The sequence below is a fragment of the Amycolatopsis dendrobii genome, from assembly GCF_014145675.1.
Lineage (GTDB): Bacteria > Actinomycetota > Actinomycetes > Mycobacteriales > Pseudonocardiaceae > Amycolatopsis > Amycolatopsis dendrobii.
In genome coordinates, this window is record NZ_JACGZW010000012.1 from 130,174 (window position 1) to 145,843 (window position 15,670).

Genomic DNA, 15,670 nt, shown 5'->3' on the forward strand with positions numbered 1-15,670 from the left:
TTCCGACCGGCGTAAACACCCACGACACCCCAACGGTGCTAGCGTGGCAGGGTGCCGGATTTCACGTCCACAGTGGACATTCCCCGTCCTGCCGGGGACCAGCGCGAGGCCCTCGCGTGGGCTCGCGCGGTCTGGGAGGACGCTCCGCCGCCGATGCGGGCCTTCCTGCGCACCGGGTGGCTCGGCCTCGGCCTGACCACCCGCCTGTCGCCGGACCGGGTGCTGGGCTGGACCATCGCCTCGGCGACGCCGGACCGCGTCGTGCTCGAAGCACCGTCGCCGCTGATGACCACGCGCAACATCGTGCACCTCGACGCGGACCGCGTGTACTGGACCACGGAAGTCACCTACGACCGGTTCCCCGCCCGCCAGCTGTGGGCTTTGGCGGCACCGATCCACGAACTCGTCATCCCGGCGCGGTTGCGCCACGCGGCCGGGGCCTCGCGGCCCGGCGATCTGCAGCACCAGCTCGTCACGACGTTCCAGCGGCGGCTCGGCAACCCCGTCCTGTCGCGGCTCCCCGGCCAGACGCTGCTCGAAACGACCGGCCGCAGCTCGGGTCTGCCCCGCCAGACCCCGATCGGCGGCCGCCGCGTCGGACAGGAATTCTGGCTGGTGTCCGAATTCGGCGAGCGGTCGCAGTACGTGCGCAACATCCAGGCCGACCCGCGCGTCCGGCTGCGCCTGCACGGCCGCTGGCTGCGCGGGGTCGCGCACCTGCTTCCCGACGACGACGCCCGGGCGCGGCTGAAGTCGTTGCCGCGTTTGAACAGCACGGCGGTCCAGGCGTTCGGGACCGACCTGCTGACGATCCGGATCGACCTGGACTAGCGCAGAGACCCTCGTGCGCGGCGATGCCGGCGAGAACCGGCACAGGCACTCACGAGTCGCCCAGCACGGCCTCGATCGTGCGCCGGGCATTCGCCGCCAGCACCGGATTCGTCTCCCGGTAGTACGGCAGCTGGATCAGCGCGATCGACAACGCCCAGCCCCGGCCGCGCTCCCACGTCGCGTCGTCCACGTCCGCTGCCTCGCGGAACACCTCCCGCTCAGCCGCCGCGAACGTGTTCCACCCCGGGATCAGGTCCACCGCCGGGTCGCCGATCCCGGCTCCCGCGAAGTCCAGCACCGCGCTCAGCCCGCCGTCGTCGACCAGCACGTTCCCCGGCGACAGATCGGCGTGCAGCCACACCGGATCCCCGGCCCACTCCGGCGCCGCGAGCGCCTTCTCCCATGCCTCGGCATACGCCGGATCGCCGCCGAGCTGCGCGATCGCCTCCCGGGTCGGCGCGTCCCGCGTGCGCAGCGGACGGCCCCGGCTGACCTCCGGCGCACCGGAAGTGCCGAGGCCGCGCAACGCCTTCACGAACGCGCCCAAGTCCCGCGCCACCCGCGCGTCGCCGAAATCCGGGTTGACGCCGGGCAGCCAGCGCAGCACCGACCAGTCCCAGGCGAAGCCCTCGCCCGGCCGTCCTTCGGCGAGCACCTCCGGCACCGCGACCGGCAGCCGCGGTGCGAGCCAGCGCAGCCAGCGCTGTTCGTGACCGATCTCGGCGGCCCCGCGTTCCAGCCGCGGCAGCCGGGCGACCAGGTCGTCGCCGAGCCGGAACATCGCGTTTTCCGTTCCCGACGAGGCGACCCGCGACACCGGCAACCCGGCCCACCGCGGAAACTGGGCCGCGACGAGGCGACGGACCAGGTCGTCGTCGATTTCCGCTTCGCCGGCATGCATCCGATTCATCAGCGTCGAGCAAACCGCGTCGGCCTGACGCCGGGCAACCGGTTTATTCCCGTTCCCGCCGACTGTCCCAGACGCTGGTTACTCCTCGCCCCGGCCCCGGACTCCGCGCCACACTGCTGGCATCCACGGGGAAAGGACGCAGCATGACAGGGCTCACCGGACCACGGCTCGCCGTCGCGCTGGAAGGCGCCGGCTGGCATCCGGCCGCGTGGCGCGAAGCGGACGCCCGCCCGGCCGACCTGCTCACCGCCGGATACTGGACCGGACTGGTCCAGGAGGCCGAAGCCGCGCACCTGGACTTCGTCACCTTCGAGGACTTCCTCTCCCTGCGCGACCCCGCCGAGCCGACGGCCCGCGCCGACCGCGCGCAAACCCGCCTGGACGCCGTGCTGCTCGCCTCGCGGATCGCGCCGCTGACCTCGCACATCGGCCTGATCCCGACCGCGGTCGTCACCCACACGGAGCCGTTCCACCTGTCGAAGGCGATCGCGACGCTCGACTACGTCAGCACCGGCCGCGCCGGGGTCCGCGTGCAGGTGTCCGGAAGCGCTGCGGAGTTCCGGCACTTCGGCCGCCGCACGCCGCCCGAGGCGCCCGAACTCTTCGAGGAAGCCGCCGATTACGTCGAGGTGCTGCGCCGGCTGTGGGACAGCTGGGAGGACGACGCCGAGATCCGCGACGTCGCCACCGGCAGGTTCATCGACCGCGGCAAACTGCACTACATCGACTTCGAGGGCCGCTGGTTCTCTGTCAAAGGCCCGTCCATCACGCCGCGGCCGCCGCAGGGCCAGCCGATCGTCGCCGCGCTCGCGCACGGTCCCGACGCTTATCGCCTCGCCGCCCGCCAGGCCGACGTCGTGTACGTGACCCCGAACGACCGCGCACACGCCGCGTCGATCATCGACGAAATCGGTGCGCCCCTTCAGGTTTTCGCCGACCTCGTCGTCTTCCTCGACGAAACCGAGCAGGCCGCCGCGGACCGCAAAGCCCGGCTGGACGACCGCGCCGAGTTCGCCTCCGACGCCCACGTCTTCACCGGCACCCCGGCTCAGCTGGCCGACCTCCTGCTCGACTGGCACGCCGCGGGCCTGACCGGTTTCCGGCTGCGCCCGGGCGCCCTGCCGCACGATCTGACCGCCATCGCCCGCGCGCTGGTCCCCGAACTGCGCGACCGGGGCGCGTTCCGCACCGGATACGAGGCCTCGACCCTGCGCGGGCTGCTCGGCCTGCCGCGCCCGGCCAACCGCTACGCCGCCTGAGTCCCGGGAGATTTCCATGACTGCCAAGCAAATCCACCTCGCCGCGCACTTCCCCGGGGTCAACAACACCACGGTGTGGAGCGATCCCGAAGCGGGCAGCCACATCGAGTTCAGCTCGTTCGTCAAGCTGGCCCAGACCGCCGAACGCGCGAAGTTCGACTTCTTCTTCCTCGCCGAAGGCCTGCGCCTGCGGGAACAGGGCGGCGAAATCTACGACCTCGACGTCGTCGGCCGCCCCGACACCTTCACCGTGCTGTCCGCACTGGCCGCCGTCACCGACCGCCTGGGCCTGGCCGGAACCATCAACTCCACCTTCAACGAACCATTCGAGGTGGCCCGCCAATTCGCTTCCCTGGACCACCTTTCCGCGGGCCGCGCCGCCTGGAACGTCGTCACGTCCTGGGACGCGTTCACCGGCGAAAACTTCCGCCGCGGCGGATTCCTGCCCCAGGACCAGCGCTACTCGCGCGCCGAAACTTTCCTGCGTACGGCATGGGAGCTCTTCGACTCCTGGCGCGGCGACGAGCTGCTGGCGGACAAGGAATCCGGCCGCTTCCTGGCCGACGGCGGCGACTTCGCCCACCACGACGCCCACTTCGACATCTCCGGCCGCTTCCCGGTCCCGCGCAGCCCGCAAGGCCGCCCGGTCACCATCCAAGCCGGGGACTCCGAAGAAGGCCGCGAATTCGCCGCCGCGACCGCCGACGCCATCTTCACCCGGCACGGCACGCTCGAAGCAGGCCAGGCGTTCTACTCCGACGTCAAGGGCCGCCTGGCCGCATACGGCCGCTCCCCGCACGAACTGGTCATCCTCCCGGCCGCGACCTTCGTACTGGGCGACACCGACGCCGAAGCGCACGAACTCGCCCACGAGGTCCGGTTGCAGCAGGTCAGCGAGCAGACCGCGATCAAGTTCCTCGAACAGCTCTGGAACACCGACCTCAGCGACCACGACCCGAACGGCCCGCTCCCGTCGTTCGACCCGGTGGTCGGCGACCTGATCTCGAAGGGCCGCGCGAGCGTCCGCATGCACCGCGACCCGATCGCGACCGCACGCGAATGGCGCCAGCTGGCGGAGGCGAAGCACCTGTCGAGCCGGGAACTGATCATCGAGGTCACCGGACGGCAGAACTTCATCGGCTCGCCCGAGACCGTCGCGTCGGCCATGAACGACCTCGTCCAGGCCGACGCGTCGGACGGCTTCATCCTGGTCCCGCACGTGACCCCGGGCGGGCTGGACGAGTTCGCCGACCAGGTGGTGCCGAGGCTGCAGGAACGCGGGGTGTTCCGGGAGGACTACAGCGGGCCTGCGCTGCGGGACCATCTCGGGTTGTCCTAGCCAAGGAACCGCTTCGCGTTCCCCCGCAGCAACAACTCCCGCGAGGCCTCGTCCAAGAACGATGCCCGGCGCACCACCCCGCCGGCCGGGCGCTCCCCGAGCGGATACGGGTAGTCACTCCCCACCATCACCTGCTCCGCCCCGAGCGTGTCGACCAGGTTCCGCAACGCCGGCTCGGTGAACACCACCGAATCGACACTGAACCGGCCCACATACTCCGACGGCGGCTTCTCCGAGGTAGCGATGATGTCCGCCCGCTGATGCCAGGCGTTCTCCAACCGCCCCAACCAGAACGCGAACGACCCGCCCCCGTGGGCGAAGCAGATCCGCAAGCTCGGCGGCACCCGGTCGAACACCCCGCCGAGGATCATCGCGATGATCGACAGATGCGTCTCCGCGGGCATTCCGGTGAGCCACCGCGCCATCCAGCGGTCCAGCCGCGGCGCGTCCGGCATGTCCCACGGGTGCACGAATACCGGGACGCCGAGCGAAGCCGCGTGCTGGAGGAACGTCACCACGCCCGCGTCGTCGAGGTCGCGGTCGCCGACGTGGTTGCCGATCTCCACACCGCGGTGCCCGGCCGCGACCGCGCGGTCCAGTTCGCGGCAGGCGGCGTCGGTGTCCTGCAGCGGAACCTGGCAGAACGGGATCAGCCGGCCCGGCGCGGGCGCGCAGATCTCCAGCGCGAGGTCGTTGAAGACCCGGGCGATTTTCTCGCCCTGGCCCGGACTGGTGTCGTAGCCGAAGAACACCGGCGTCGGCGAGACGACCTGCGCCTCGATGCCGTCGGCGTCCATGTCGCCCAGCCGGACGGAGGCGTCCCAGCAGTCGGACCGGATCCGGCGGAACTCGTCCGAACCGGCCATGATCACGGCCTCGCGTTCGGTTTCCGCGCGCAGCCAGGGCATTCCCTCGCCGAGGTCGGGCCAGCCGTGCGGGACGAAGTGGCTGTGGACGTCGATCGCGCGCACGCTCAGCCCTTCCCGGGATGCAGCGTGCCGCAGTTGCCGCAGGTCCGGGCTTCCTCGGAGGTGTAGAACTGCTCGAACACCGGCGGCAGGTCGTCCACGATGTCCCGCACCTGCAACTCCACCTCGTGCACCTTCGCGTCGCACTCCAGGCAGAACCACACGAACTTCTCGAGCGTCCCCTCCTCGCGGATCCGCTCGATCACGATCCCGATCGACCCTTCCTGCGGACGCTGCGGCGAATGGTGCACGTTGCGCGGCAGCATCCACATCTCGCCCTCGCGGATGTCGACCCGCTGAGGGCCGTCCTCGGTCATGAGGTTGACGTGCATGTCGCCCTTGTACTGGTAGAACCACTCCTCGTACGGGTCGAGGTGGTAGTCGGTGCGCTGGTTCGGCCCGCCGACGACCTGCACGATGAAATCGCCCGTCGGGGCCCACATCTGCTTGTTGTTGACCGGCGGCTTCAGCTCGTCCTCGTGGTCGGCGATCCACTTCGCGAAGTCGAACACGGGCGGGATGGCGGTCATCGTTCCTCCTTGCCGGGGATCCGGGCGATCGCCTGGATCTCGATGAGCAGATGCGGATGCGGCAGCTGGTGCACCGCGACGGTCGTGCGGGCCGGGCCGTTCTCGTCGAAGAACTCGCCGTAGACCTCGTTGTAGCCGCCGAAATCGTTCATGTTGACCAGGAACACGGTCACCTGCGCGAGGTCTTCGAGACCCGCTCCGGCGGCGGCCAGGATGTCGCGGACGTTCTCGATCACCGCGCGCGTCTGCGCCCGGATGTCCAGCGCGGTCACGCCGAACTCGTCGGCCTCCGCGCCGGCGAACGTGTTGTCCGGCCGCCTGCTGCTGGTGCCCGAGACGAACACCAGGTCCCCGAACACTTTCACGTGCGGGAACCGCCCGCGCGGCGTCGCCTTCCCGGCGACGACATGGGCTTGCGCCACGTTCATCCCTCCACCGTGTGAACAGAAACCGAACCCAGCCCGGCGACCCGAGCCTCGACGTGCGTGCCCGCTCTCAACGCGACCGCCGCGGTCGCCGCACCGGCCAGCAGCACCGACCCGTCGCGCAGGCGATGCCCGTACGCGGCCGCCATCCGCTGTGCGGCGGGAAGGGCCCGCAGCGGGTCGCCGAGGATGTCGGCGGTCGATCCGGTCGCGACGACCTCGCCGTCGAAAAGCAGGTCCACGGCCAGCGCGTCCAGCCGGTCGAGCTGGGTCCACGGCCCCAGCACGAACGCCGAGGCCGAGGTGTTGTCGGCGACGACGTCGGCCAGGCTGAAATCGAAGTCGCGGTACCGGCTGTCGATGATCTCCAGCGCGGGCGCGACGGCGACGATCCCGGCGTCCGGGCCGAGGCGGAACGCGACCTCGGGTTCGACCCGCGGATGCACGCCGCGGCCGACGTCGAACGTCCCGCCGTCCTCGATGCGCATCCGGTCGGTCAGCGAGCCGATGATCACGTCCGAGACGCCCATCTGCTCGGCTTTCGCCTTGCTCGTGAAGCCCAGTTTGACGCCCGCCAGCGTCTCCCCGCGCCCTTCGCGCAGCGCGATTCCGGCGTGCTGCACGGCGTACGCCGTCGCCAGGCTCATCGGCTCCGTGCTGGTGAGCTGCGGGATCGCCTGCCCGGTGGCGGTCGCCCGGTCGAGCCGCTCGGCATGGTCCTCGACAGTCATAGCTGCACGCACACATTCGTCGGCTGGGTGTAGAAGTGCATCGAGTGCAGGCCGCCCTCCCGGCCGATGCCGGAAAGCCCGACGCCGCCGAACGGCGACCGGAGATCGCGCAGGTACCAGGTGTTGACCCAGGCCATCCCGACCCGCATCTGCTGCGCGACGCGGTGGCCGCGCTCCAGGTTCGTCGTCCACACGGCGGCGGCGAGCCCGTAGTCGGTGTCGTTCGCCAGCCGGACGGCTTCCTCTTCGCTGTCGAACGGGATCAGCGCCGCGACCGGCCCGAAGACTTCCTCGCGCACGACCCGCGCGGAGTTGTCCAGCCCGGTCCACAACGTCGGTTCGATCCACGACCCGCCCGCCAGGTCCGGCCCGAGTTCCGGCACCGCACCACCAGTGAGCACCGTCGCGCCCTCGGCCACCGCGAGGTCCAAATAGGACTGTACTTTCTTGCGGTGCTGGTGGGATATCAACGGCCCCGTCGTGGTTTCAGGAGCGCCGGGCCGGCCCAGCCGCAACGCTTTCGCCCGCTCGGCGAGCCCGTTCGCGACCGCGTCGAAGGCGGATCGCTCGACATAGACCCGCTCGGTGCACAGGCACACCTGCCCGGTGTTCAGGAAAACCGAGCGGGCGAGTCCGTCGAGGGTCTTCCCGAGGTCGCAGTCCGCGAACACCACCGCCGCGTTTTTTCCGCCCAGCTCGAAGGAAACCGGCCGCACCGACGGAGCGACCGCGCGCATGATCGCCGACCCGGTGCGGGATTCGCCGGTGAACGTCACGCCGTCGATGCCGCGGTGGGCGGTGAGGTACTCCCCGGCGGAGTCCGGCCCGAAGCCGTGAACGACGTTATACACCCCGGTCGGCGCTCCCGCGTCCGCGATCACCTCGGCGAGCAGGGTCGCGGTCGAGGGCGTCTCCTCGGACGGCTTGACCACCACTGCGTTGCCGCACGCCAGCGCGGGCGCGACTTTCCAGGTCAACAGCAGCAGCGGCAGGTTCCACGGCACGATCACCGCGACCACGCCGAGCGGCTTGGGCACCGCGTAGTTCAGCGCTTTCCGGCCGTGGGGCAGATCCGTCAGGAACGAGTCGAGACCGGCCGCCGCGACCGTGTCCGCGAAGGACCGGAAGTTCATCGCCGCCCGCGCCACGTCCAGGTCGCGCGCCAGGTGCTCCGGTTTTCCGGTGTCGCGGACCTCCGCGGCGACGAAATCCTCGAACCGCTCCTCGATCCGGTCGGCGATCCGGCGCAGCAAGGCGGTGCGCTCAGCCACCGAAGCGCGTCCCCACGGCCCGTCCAGCGCGGCGCGCGCGGCCGCGACCGCCGCGTCGACCACGTCCGGCCCGGCCTCGTGGACGTGCGCGACGAGAGACCCGTCGACCGGGTCGATCTTCTCGAAGGTGCGCCGCCCGGCGACCCGGGTCCCGCCGACGACGTTGTGCAGTTCCGCAGCCATGAAGCTGACCGTAGGGACGTCCGGAATGCCTGGCCAATGCTCTTTGCCGCCGCTCCCATAGCTGTCCGGACATGTCTCGGCCATGCCTCGATCGGCATGGCTTTCGCCGAAATGAGCATTGGCCAGGCATGACGGCAGCGGCGAAGGATGACTCCCGTGAACCATCCGAACGTCGATCGGGACTACAGCGCACAGGCCACGGTCACCGCGGCCGAATTCGACGCCGCGATGGCCCGCTACCGCTCCGCGTCCGAATCCGCCACCGCCAGGCTGAACGGTGTCGCCGGCCTGGCTTTCGACCCGCTCAGCGACGAGCGGCTGGACGTTTGGGGCATCTCCCCCGGACAGCTGCGCCCCGTCGTCCTCGCCATCCACGGCGGCTACTGGCGGATGCTCTCGCGCCACGACACCGCGTTCATGGCAAGGGTGCTGTCCGACGCCGGAATCGCCACCGTGGCGCCCGACTACACGCTCGCTCCCGCGGCTCCGCTGGAGGAGATCGTGCGCCAGGTCCGCGCCGCCGTCGCGTGGGTGCACCACCACGGCGCCGAGCACGGCCTCGACCGGGAGCGCATCCACGTCGTCGGCAGCTCGGCCGGTGGCCACCTGACCGCGATGACCGCGGTCGCCGGATGGCAGCGTGCCGCCGGACTGCCCGAGGACGTCGTCAAAGGCGCGATGACGATCAGCGGGCTCTTCGACGTCCGCCCGCTGGTCGACTCGTTCGCCAACGCGTGGCTGACGCTCGACTCCACGCGCGCGGAAGCCCTCAGCCCGATCCTCGCGCAACCCGGCGCCGCGCCGCTGCACGTAGCGGTCGCGGAACACGAAGCCGCCGGATTCCACCGGCAGAGCAAGGCTTTCCACGCGCACTGGCCCGCCGCCGGTCCGTTGACCGTCGTGCCCGGCCGCAACCACTTCGACGTCTTCCTCGACCTGGCCGACCCGCGCTCGGCGCTCAGCCAGGCGCTGGTCCGGCTCGCTCTCTCGTGACGCCGGAAGCCGTCCCGGACAGTAATGTCGCCGGAATGGAGATGCCCCGCCTGCTCGACGGCCGCCTCAAGCTCAGGCACCTCGTGCTGGTGGACACCCTCACCGAACAGGGCAGCGTCGTCGGCGCGGCCGCCGCGCTGCACGTCACGCAGCCGGTCGTCACGCGCGGCCTGCACGATCTCGAAGCCATCCTCGGCGTGCCGCTCTACGAACGCGGGCCGCGCGGGATCACGCCGACCGAGTTCGGGACCGCGTTCACCGAACACGCGCGCGCCGTGCTCGCCCAGCTGACCCACGCCGCGCGGCACGTCGTGGAGATCGCCGACGCGACGCGCGGCCGGGTCGTCGCGGGCATCCACCTCGCGGGATCGAACCTGCTGCTGCCGCGGGCCATCGCGCATCTCAAGGAGGACCATCCGCTGGTCACGGTGGTCGTCCGGGAGGGAACGCCGGAATCGCTGCTGGTGGAGCTGACCGCGGGCCGGGTCGACGTGATCGTCGGCAGGCTGAGCGGCCCCGGCACGGAAGACACCCGGCGGCGGGCGCTGTACCAGGAGTCGATCCGCGTCGTAGCCGGCGCGCACCACCCGCTCGCCGCGCGCGGGAACGTCTCGCTGGAGGACCTGGCGGAGTTCCCGTGGATCGTGCCCGGCACCGAAACAGTGCTGCGCCAGGAACTGGAAAGCCTCTTCGCCCAGCACGGCCTCGACCTGCCCGCCAACCGCGTCGAAGCGACGTCGTTCTTGACCGTGCGGCAGCTGCTCACCGAAACCGCCATGGTCGCCGCGCTCCCCGGCCTCCTCGGCATGGACGACCCGCGCTTGGTCACGCTGCCGACGCCGCTGGAGAACATCGGGCACAGCGTCGGCCTGACCCTCGCCGCCGGCCGCAGGCTGAACCCGGCGACCCAGGCGTTGATCGAATCCCTGCACACCGTCGCCGCGCAGATCGAAGACGCCTGATTCAGGCAGGACGCCAACCTGGCCGAAACACTCGATCAATGCTCACGGGACCGTGTCTGCGCCGCACCCCATGCGTGAAGATTCCCCGCACGCACCTCGGCAGCACCATCCAACCTGTCGTTTTCTTGACGACCGACGACAACCCGTGATACTTCATGGACCTCCGCGGAAGGAGCGTTCCATGGGCTACCGCTTGTCCACCGTCGATCCGGCCCGCACCGCACTGGTCGTCATCGACATGCAGCACGACTTCCTGGCTCCCGGCGCCCCGCTGGAATCCCCGGCCGGACGCGCCATGATCCCCGTCCTCAACGACACGATCCGCTTCTGCCGCGCCGCGGGCGTCCCGGTGTTCTTCACCGCCCACGTCCACCGCCCCGACGGCTCCGACATGGGCCGGTTCGCCGACCTGTACCCGCCGATCGCCGCCGGCGACGCGCTCATCGAGGGCACGCCCGGCGCCGCCCTGTACTCCGAAGCGGACCGCCGCCCGGACGAACCGCTGATCCCCAAGCACCGCTACAGCGCCTTTTACGGCACCGATTTCGAGATGCAGCTCCGCGGGCGCGGCGTGGACACCCTGATCGCCACCGGCGTGACCACCGAGGACTGCGTCCACGCCACCGTCCGCGACGCGATGTTCCGCGACTTCCGGACCGGGGTGCTGTCCGATGCGTGCGCCACCTACGACCATCCGGATCTCGGCCACGGCGCGATGTCCGCCGCCGAGGTCCATGCGGCGACGCTGGTAGTGCTCGCTCAGTCCACTGCGGACGTGCTCACGAGTGCGGAATTCAAGGCGCTCGCGGAAAAGGGAGCTGCTCAGCCGCGCTCTGCGGCCGTCAGCGCGTCATGCGAGTGAATCCACTCCAGTGTCTCCCCGATCCGCCCCAACGCGGCATCCCGGGCCTCCGCCGCCGGACCGTCCGGCAGATGCAGCAGCGCATTCGCCACCCACGAACTCCGCTGCACCGCCCGGGTCCGCGGCCGCCGCAGCTTCTCGTACCGGGCGAGCGCCGCCTCGCGCGAATCCCGCGCGAGGCACTCGGCGAGCGTCACCGCGTCCTCGATCGTCTGGTTCGCCCCCTGCCCGTGGTGCGGCAGCATCGCGTGCGCGGCGTCGCCAAGAAGCACCACACCGCCGCGATGCCAGCGGTTGAGCGGGTGCTGGCCGAACAACCCCCACCGCTGGTACAGCGTCGTCGCGCCGACCGTCTCCCGCACCGCCGGATGCCAGCCCTCGAAGGCCGCTTCGATGCGCTCACGGGGGATGTCCTCGGTCCACGACTCCCCCGTCCACACGTCCGGTTCGTCCAGCACCGCAAGGAAGTTCACCACCGAACCGTCGCCGATCGCGTAATGCAGCAGATGCCCGCCCGGCCCCATCCAGAACTGGATCGCCCCCGCGTCCGGCAACGACGGCAGTCGCTCCGCCGGCACCAGGCCCCGGAAGCCGCTCGACCCCGAGTACCGGGCAAGCGGCGCGTCGTCCACCCACGAGCGCACGGCTGAGTGCACCCCGTCCGCGCCCACCACCACATCGGCGGTTTCGCTTGTCCCGTCGGCGAATGCGAGCCGATACCGCGCCCCGTCCGCGACGACCCCGGTCACCTGCCGGCCAAGATGGACCTTGCCCCACGCACCGGCCAGGATCCGCTGCAGATCCGCCCGATGGATCCCGAAGTACGGTCCGGCGAACCGTTCCTCGTAGGCGTCCCCGATCGGATGCGCGACCACCCGCTGTCCGCTCCGCCAATGCCGGTAGACCAGCTCCGTCGGCACCGCCGAGCACGCGGCCAGTTCGTCCCGCAACCCCAGCCGCGCGAGGACCCGGGACCCGTTGGCGGCCAACGCCACCGCCGCACCGACCTCGCGCAACTCCGCCGACCGCTCGTACACCTCCGCCCCGATCCCGCGCTGCCGCAACGCGAGCGCGAGCGTCAGCCCGCCGATCCCGCCGCCGGCGATCGCCACCGAGAGCGCTTTGCCCGCCATCAGCCCTCCTCGCCCGTGTACCGATCGGTACACGGATGGACGGTACGGCGTACCGATCGGTACAGTCAAGGGGTGGATTCCGGGACCGGCCGCCGCGCCGAACTGCTGAAGCAGGCCGTGGACTACCTCGCGACGCACGGCATCGCGGACCTGTCGCTCGCGCCGATGGGCGAAGCGCTGGGGACGAGCAAGCGGATGCTGCTGTACTACTTCGGCACCCGGGAAAACCTGATCACCGAAGCGATCGCCGCGAGCCGCCCGGACGTCGCCGAACTCTTCCGCTCCGTGCACGACGAAGAATCCCTCGCCGCCGCCGCGCACGCCCTGTGGCACGCGATCACCCGCGGCCGCCAGCAGCGGCCGATCCACATTCTGTTCCAGGTGCTCGCGCTGGCCCCGACTCAGCCGGAGCGCTACCTGACCGTCGCGCGGGAAGCGATCACCGCGATGGTGGACCCGCTGGTGCCGGTGTACCGGAAACTGGGCTACGCCGAACCCGACGCGGCGGCCCGGGCGAGCTTGCTGATCTCCGGCTTGCGAGGGCTGTGCCTGGACCGGATCGTGACCGGGGACGAAGAACGGATCGAGATCGCGGCACGCGCGCTGATCGCCACCGCGGTGGCGCCGCCCGCCTGATACCAGGTCCGGATTGTTTCCGCCACCGCAATTCCCGCGGCGAAAACAGCTGATCCGCATTCTTTCGGCAGCCGTCCGATAAGGCAGTGCGCAACAAACTGGAACAGCTCGCGGAAACCGGAAAACACCGGCCGGCAAACGGAATCCGCTCATTGCGGGGCCGGCTCCGGTGCTCGGCGTCCGCGCTGTAACGATCCGCGCGGGCGAACCGACTCCCCGGCAGCTTCCCGCTTTCCGCAGCATCGTTTCGACCCCGAATTGCCCGCCTGCCAACAACTCCCGCGGAACGCAGTCGTTCCGGAACCGCGGCTTCCCGGTCCCGGAACGACTGCCGTGCTCCCGAAAGGATTCCGTTGCGGTCAATTGCCGCCGCCGTCGTCGTCGCCGTTTCCTCCGCCACCGCGCATCGCCGATCACCTCCGCCCTCCACTGGACGGTCCGCGCCGGCGGCCGCGGATCGGCGAGCAGCGGGAGCGCACGGAAAACCGCACGCCAGGAAAGGAATTCCGGTGTCTTCAGCCGGCGAAACCGAGGGCCGCGAGCCGCGCGCGCAAATCGAGAACGGCGAGCTGATGGCCCGAATGCCCCGGGCCGTCGTCCGCGGTCTCTTTCAGCCACGTTTCGACCAGCCGCACCAGCTCGTCGGCCCGGGCGATGTCCGCGGCGGGGTTCTCCGCGATTCCGAGTTCGACCGCCTGCAGCAGGACCGGCGCGGCACGCACCGCGAACATGCTGTCGCCCAGCACCGGCCGCAGGCGGTGCGGCTGATAGAGCGGATCGGCCAGGACTTGCTGCAGCCACGCATAAGCCTGCTGGGCGAACCGCTCGGCCTCGGCGCTGTCCGTCAGCAGGGAAGCGAGGCCGGAAGCGGCGTCCGCGGCGAGGTACCGGCTGCGCGCCAGCGGCCTGATGTCGCGGTCCCGGTTGTACAGCCGGGTCCGGCCGGGGATGACCGCCGTTTCGAACAGCCGGACCGCGGCGCGCAGATCCTCGGCGTTGTCCTTGTTGGCTCCCAGGAAAGCGGCGTAATTGTGCAGCTGGAAACTGAGCCCGCTGTGATCGGCGCCCGGCGCGAAGAGGTCGACCTCGACGGTGTCGGCGAATGCCGCCCAGTACCGGCGCAATGCGGTCCCGATGCCGAAGCCCCGCAAGCCGGCCGACCGCAGCGCGTTCAGCTCGATGCAGGCCACGACCAGCAGGTCGGCGAGCAGCCCGGGATCGATCCGGCCCGCCTCCCCCGCTTCCAGGCAGGCATCGGCGGCGGCCAGCACCGCTCGCGCGGACGCGGGCTCGGCACGACCGGCATGCCGTTCGGCTCCCGCCAGCTGCACGGCCAAGCGCAGCCGGGTGTCGGTCACCACCGGATCGTCCGCTTCGAACACCCGGCCGAGCAGATCCGACAGGTCGTGCACCAGTTCGGCGAACCGCGGCCCGGCCAGCCATTCCGACGGCGCGAGCAAGCCCATCTGCCGGACGATCCCGGTCGCCGCCAGCACGAACGCGCGCCGGGCGAGCAGCGGCAGCGCGGCCAGTTCGGCGGGCCGCGGCAGCCGGAAGGGCACCGCCAGCGCACCGGCCAGCGCGTCGCCTGGCTCGTCCCGTCCCGGCAGCGAGCCCGGTTCGGCGGCCCAGGCCTCGACCAGTTCCCGGACCAGCCCGGACGACGGGACCATGGCGGACACCAGTTCCTGCCCCGGGATCCGCTCGGTGACCCAGAGGTGCGCCACCCCGCCGGGAGCGCCCATCTCGACCAGCAGGCCGATCAGCCGCTCGACCATCCGGTCGCCGAGCCCGGCGGGCAGCCCGGCAGGCTCCTCCGCCCCCGCGCCCGGCAGCACCCCGACGGAGTTGAGCCGGGCGGCGCCGATGCCGTCCAGGAAGTCCAAGTCGCGGGGCCGGGTGACCGGATCGGGACCGCGTTCGGCCGTGACCGCGCCGATCTCGCACCGGGCCCGCGCCTGCGCGGCCACCGCGGGCGACAACGGAAACCGCGGGGCGGAAAGCGACGCGCGCTGGATCACCCTCGCGGTCAGCGCGGCGGAGACGAGAGCGGGCTGCGACCGGTAGATCTCGATCGCCGTCGCGGCCCACGCCGCGAGCCACTGCACGGGCGGGAGCTCGCGGCCGTCCGCCGGCCGCAGCATCCCCAGCGCGGTGCGGACCGCTTCGGCGGCCGGGCCGAGCAGCACGTTCGCCGCGGTGAGCACGACCGCGGCCTTGGTGTCCGGGCCGAACCGGTTCATCGTGGCCGCGACGATCTCGTTGGGCAGCGCGCCCCGGGTGCCGGGCAGGACCGCGCGGTCGCGGACGAACCATCCGCCCTCGTGCTGTTCTTCCCGCAGTTCGGCGGCGGCGGCCCGGGTCGGCAGCGGGGCCCCGCGGGCGATCTCCGAGACGGTGATCGCGGTGAAGTCGCACACCCAGGTCAGCGGGCGGAACGGGTTCTGCTCGGCGGGGACGCCGAAGAGCGGCGCGACCTTGCGGGCCAGCCGGGCGGGCACCAGTTCCGACCGTTTTTCGACCAGCTGGGGCACAACCGCGGGCAGCAACACCATCCTGCACTCCACCTCCGCTAGGCCAATGGTGTCACAGCCGGCCTCCACTGCCCCGGACCCCGGCACGGAACGTGACCCGCGA

The 15,670-nt window shown here is 71.0% G+C and carries 15 protein-coding genes; 7 read left to right on the forward strand and 8 right to left on the reverse strand.

Features of this window, described 5'->3' with window-relative positions; genetic code table 11:
• Window positions 1–51: 51 nt before the first annotated feature.
• Window positions 52–831 carry a nitroreductase/quinone reductase family protein gene (locus H4281_RS33195; RefSeq protein ID WP_237599549.1) on the forward strand — a complete coding sequence of 260 codons (780 nt, stop codon included), beginning with the start codon at window positions 52–54 and terminating at the stop codon, window positions 829–831.
• 49 nt (window positions 832–880) lie between these two features.
• Here H4281_RS33195 and H4281_RS33200 read toward each other — a convergent pair whose 3' ends face one another.
• Window positions 881–1,741: an aminoglycoside phosphotransferase family protein gene (locus H4281_RS33200; RefSeq protein ID WP_220508204.1), complete on the reverse strand. Its 861-nt coding sequence runs from the start codon at window positions 1,739–1,741 to the stop codon at window positions 881–883.
• Between the two features lie 143 nt (window positions 1,742–1,884).
• Between H4281_RS33200 and H4281_RS33205 the strand changes: the two genes are divergently transcribed.
• Window positions 1,885–3,000: an LLM class flavin-dependent oxidoreductase gene (locus H4281_RS33205; RefSeq protein WP_182894801.1), complete on the forward strand. Its 1,116-nt coding sequence runs from the start codon at window positions 1,885–1,887 to the stop codon at window positions 2,998–3,000.
• A 16-nt stretch (window positions 3,001–3,016) separates the two neighbouring features.
• Entirely contained in the window at window positions 3,017–4,339 is a 1,323-nt protein-coding gene (locus H4281_RS33210) for an NtaA/DmoA family FMN-dependent monooxygenase (RefSeq protein WP_220508205.1), read from the forward strand.
• Here H4281_RS33210 and H4281_RS33215 read toward each other — a convergent pair.
• The 5 genes from H4281_RS33215 to H4281_RS33235 are packed head-to-tail and all read right to left on the reverse strand — an operon-like array spanning window position 4,336 to window position 8,447.
• On the reverse strand, window positions 4,336–5,310 hold the full coding sequence (locus tag H4281_RS33215; protein ID WP_182894802.1) for an amidohydrolase family protein: 975 nt from the start codon (window positions 5,308–5,310) through the stop codon (window positions 4,336–4,338). The two genes, H4281_RS33210 and H4281_RS33215, sit on opposite strands and share 4 nt — an antisense overlap.
• Window positions 5,311–5,312: 2 nt before the next feature.
• Window positions 5,313–5,837 (reverse strand): 3-hydroxyanthranilate 3,4-dioxygenase, encoded by a 525-nt coding sequence (locus H4281_RS33220; protein WP_182894803.1) that lies wholly within the window; start codon window positions 5,835–5,837, stop codon window positions 5,313–5,315.
• On the reverse strand, window positions 5,834–6,265 hold the full coding sequence (locus H4281_RS33225) for a RidA family protein (RefSeq protein ID WP_182894804.1): 432 nt from the start codon (window positions 6,263–6,265) through the stop codon (window positions 5,834–5,836). The genes H4281_RS33220 and H4281_RS33225 overlap by 4 nt, the downstream gene beginning before the upstream one ends.
• Entirely contained in the window at window positions 6,262–6,993 is a 732-nt protein-coding gene (locus H4281_RS33230; RefSeq protein ID WP_182894805.1) for a 2-keto-4-pentenoate hydratase, read from the reverse strand. Before H4281_RS33230 ends, H4281_RS33225 begins: the two co-directional genes overlap by 4 nt.
• The gene (locus H4281_RS33235; RefSeq protein WP_182894806.1) at window positions 6,990–8,447 is read right to left on the reverse strand and encodes a 2-hydroxymuconic semialdehyde dehydrogenase; all 1,458 of its coding nucleotides are present in this window, start codon (window positions 8,445–8,447) and stop codon (window positions 6,990–6,992) included. Before H4281_RS33235 ends, H4281_RS33230 begins: the two co-directional genes overlap by 4 nt.
• A gap of 156 nt (window positions 8,448–8,603) precedes the next feature.
• Here H4281_RS33235 and H4281_RS33240 point away from each other — a divergent pair, with 156 nt between their 5' ends.
• The 3 genes from H4281_RS33240 to H4281_RS33250 all read left to right on the forward strand — a co-directional run bounded on the left by H4281_RS33240 (window position 8,604) and on the right by H4281_RS33250 (window position 11,264).
• Window positions 8,604–9,440 carry an alpha/beta hydrolase gene (locus tag H4281_RS33240; protein WP_220508206.1) on the forward strand — a complete coding sequence of 279 codons (837 nt, stop codon included), beginning with the start codon at window positions 8,604–8,606 and terminating at the stop codon, window positions 9,438–9,440.
• A 35-nt stretch (window positions 9,441–9,475) separates the two neighbouring features.
• Entirely contained in the window at window positions 9,476–10,402 is a 927-nt protein-coding gene (locus H4281_RS33245) for a LysR substrate-binding domain-containing protein (RefSeq protein WP_182894808.1), read from the forward strand.
• Between the two features lie 181 nt (window positions 10,403–10,583).
• Window positions 10,584–11,264, forward strand: coding sequence for a cysteine hydrolase family protein (locus H4281_RS33250; protein WP_182894809.1), 681 nt, complete (start codon window positions 10,584–10,586; stop codon window positions 11,262–11,264).
• On the opposite strand, the gene H4281_RS33255 is transcribed toward H4281_RS33250, so the two are convergent.
• Window positions 11,225–12,397, reverse strand: coding sequence for an FAD-dependent monooxygenase (locus H4281_RS33255; RefSeq protein ID WP_182894810.1), 1,173 nt, complete (start codon window positions 12,395–12,397; stop codon window positions 11,225–11,227). The two genes, H4281_RS33250 and H4281_RS33255, sit on opposite strands and share 40 nt — an antisense overlap.
• A 72-nt stretch (window positions 12,398–12,469) precedes the next feature.
• Here H4281_RS33255 and H4281_RS33260 point away from each other — a divergent pair, with 72 nt between their 5' ends.
• Entirely contained in the window at window positions 12,470–13,033 is a 564-nt protein-coding gene (locus H4281_RS33260; RefSeq protein ID WP_237599541.1) for a TetR/AcrR family transcriptional regulator, read from the forward strand.
• Window positions 13,034–13,548: 515 nt separating this feature from the next.
• Here H4281_RS33260 and H4281_RS33265 read toward each other — a convergent pair.
• Complete coding sequence (locus tag H4281_RS33265) at window positions 13,549–15,588, reverse strand: hypothetical protein (protein WP_182894812.1); 2,040 nt, start codon at window positions 15,586–15,588, stop codon at window positions 13,549–13,551.
• Window positions 15,589–15,670 lie beyond the last annotated feature (82 nt).